This window comes from Olsenella sp. CU969 (assembly GCF_905219715.1).
GTDB lineage: Bacteria > Actinomycetota > Coriobacteriia > Coriobacteriales > Atopobiaceae > Granulimonas > Granulimonas faecalis.
In genome coordinates this window covers 1-2534 of the sequence record NZ_CAJMXC010000130.1, presented here as the reverse complement: position 1 = coordinate 2534, position 2534 = coordinate 1, and the positions used below count along the sequence as shown (strand labels likewise).

Here is a 2534-nt window from a genome sequence, read left to right as displayed (position 1 = left end):
CAGTCCCACCACCCGGACACTTCTGTCCCAATGGTCGGGCACTTCTGTCCCACATCGACGCGGCGAAGGCGCGGTCCGGGGCAGAGGGTTCAGTCGCTGAAGAACGCCACCGCGATCGCCCCGGGACCTGCGTGGGTGCCGATGGTGGGGCCCACCTGGTGCACCGGGAGCTCCTCCACNAGGTCCTCCCACAGCNAGCCGGCGTCCTCGATGTACTTGCGCAGGAGCGTGTCGTCCAGACCNGTGTAGCCCAGGGCCAGCGGGCGCGAGACGTCGATGCCGTTGCCGCGCTGGATCTCCTTCACCAGNAGGTTGTGGCCGNTCNTGGAGCCGNGGGCCTTGCCGATGACCTCCACGGCGCCGTCGCGCACTGCCACCACGGGCTTGATGGAGAGCATGCCGCCGACGGCNGCCGACGCCGCCGAGACGCGGCCCCCGCGCCTGAGGTACTCCAGGGTGTCGAGTAGGGCCACGAGGCGGACGTCGCCCTTCTCGGCGTTCAGGCGCTCGGCGNCCTCCCCGGCCNAGANACCCNCGTCCACGNGCTGCAGCGCGCGGTGCACGAGCACCGACTCTCCCACGGTGACGTTCCGGGAGTCGACCACGAACACACGGCTGTCGAAGCCCTCCGCGGCAAGGCAGGCGCTCTGGTAGGTGCCCGAGAGGCGCGACGATATGGTGATGCACACGACGTTGTTGCCGTCGGCCGTGGCCTCCTCGAAGGCCTGCGTGAAGGCGCCGGGGGAGATCTGGCTGGTGGTGGGGACCTGGTCGCCCTCCACGAGGAGCTCGTAGAAACCGTTGGCGTCGAGGTCGACGCCGTCACGGTACTCGGTCTCCCCAAAGGTCACCGTCATGGGGACGACGGTGACGCGTGGGTGGGAGGGGGCGATGTCCGAGGCGGAGTCGGTGATGATGCGGATGGCCACGGGGAGCCTTTCTGTCCGGTTCGCAGGCCGCGGTGGCGACCATACGGTTCACAGAGTGAACGGTCGTATTGTAGGCGACGGGCAGGGGCGTTCAGCTGCCGGTAGGGTCGTACATGGAATCGCCAGCCCCCGGCGGACCTGCCCGGCGCTGGCGATGAGGGTTCGCCTTCAGGTGCCTCGGCCGCAACTGACAGGTCTGTCAACAGGTGGTGACGGCTGAGCGCCACCTCGGCCGGGCGCCCCNACAATGGCCCCTACTTGACGGGGCCCGCGGGCCCGGACGAAGGGAGAGCCGTCATGGATCGAGCGAGGTCGGAGTTCCTGCCCTGCTACACCGTGGNGACCGACGCCTACGAGTCGGTGGCGTCGGTCGTGTCGCCCTACGGCACCCGTGCGGTGCTCATCGGTGGCAGGAAGGCCCTCGCGGCGGGGGAGGGGCGCCTGCGCGAGGCCCTCGCCGGCACCGGCGTCGAGGTCGTGGCCACCGAGTGGTACGGCGGCGAGTCGTCCCACGCCAACGCGCGGCGCCTTGCCGCCATGGAGGCCGTGGCCGGCTGCGACATGGTGTTCGCCATGGGCGGCGGCCGCGCCGTGGACTGCTGCAAGGAGGTCGCCGAGCTCGTGGCCAGGCCGCTCTTCACGTTCCCCACGGTGGCGTCCAACTGCGCCCCCGTCACGGCCATCGGCGTCTTCTACAAAGAGGACGGCTCGGCCGACGACTACTTCTTCCCCTCGGCCCCTCCCGCCCACTGCTTCATCGACCTCACGGTGCTCGCCCAGAGCCCCGACGAGCTGTTCTGGGCCAGCGTGGGCGACGCCCTGAGCAAGGGNCCCGAGGTGGAGCTCGCCAGCCGCGACCTTGTGCTCGAGGCCACCCCGGCCATGGGCAGGGCCATCGCGGCCACCTGTGAGGGGCCGCTCTTCTCGGACTCCGAGGAGGCCCTGGCTGCTAAGCGGCGCGGGGTGGTGACCGAGGCCTTCGAGGCCGTGGTGCTCGACATCATCGTGACCTGCGGCATCGTCTCCAACATGACCACCTCGATGGTGGACCCCGACCATGCCNACTACTACAACTCCTCCGCGGCCCACGCCTTCTACAACGCGTGGACGGGCATCTCGCCCGAGTTGGTGGAGGAGCACCCCCACGGCGCCGTGGTGGCGTTCGGGGTGCTGGTGCTCTGGGCCTNCGANGGGCGCATGGACGAGCTCNCACGNTACGCCNNANTCAACCGCCGCCTGGGGCTGCCGGTGACCCTTTCGGCCATNGGCGCCACGGCCGAGGACGTGCCCGGTATCGTGGGGCGCGCCCAGGCCACCAACGAGTGGGGCCGCGCACCCTACGGCTACACGGCCGAGCGGTTTGGCCAGGCCGTCCTGGACGCTGACTTCTACGGCCGTGCCCTCGAGGCCGACGACCCCTTGGCCGAGGAGGCCGCCCGTATCCGCGTGGAGCGCCATGCCCCCACGCCCGAGACCGCGGTGCCCCGGCGCGCGTAGGGGGCGCGTGTCCAGGGGTCCGTCGCAGGGCCGTCGACGGGGTCGCCCGCCAGCGGCCTTTTCCGCGCCTGCACCAAGTAGCTAGTTGGCGCACCCTGCGGCCGGAAG

The 2534-nt window shown here is 70.7% G+C and carries 2 protein-coding genes; one reads left to right on the top strand and one right to left on the bottom strand.

Annotated elements, in window-relative coordinates; translation table 11 throughout:
* Nucleotides 1–89: 89 nt before the first annotated feature.
* Nucleotides 90–929 (bottom strand): DegV family protein, encoded by an 840-nt coding sequence (locus JX283_RS08140; protein WP_204830128.1) that lies wholly within the window; start codon nucleotides 927–929, stop codon nucleotides 90–92.
* A gap of 297 nt (nucleotides 930–1226) precedes the next feature.
* Here JX283_RS08140 and JX283_RS08135 point away from each other — a divergent pair, with 297 nt between their 5' ends.
* Nucleotides 1227–2426 carry an iron-containing alcohol dehydrogenase family protein gene (locus JX283_RS08135; RefSeq protein ID WP_204830127.1) on the top strand — a complete coding sequence of 400 codons (1200 nt, stop codon included), beginning with the start codon at nucleotides 1227–1229 and terminating at the stop codon, nucleotides 2424–2426.
* Nucleotides 2427–2534: the final 108 nt, after the last annotated feature.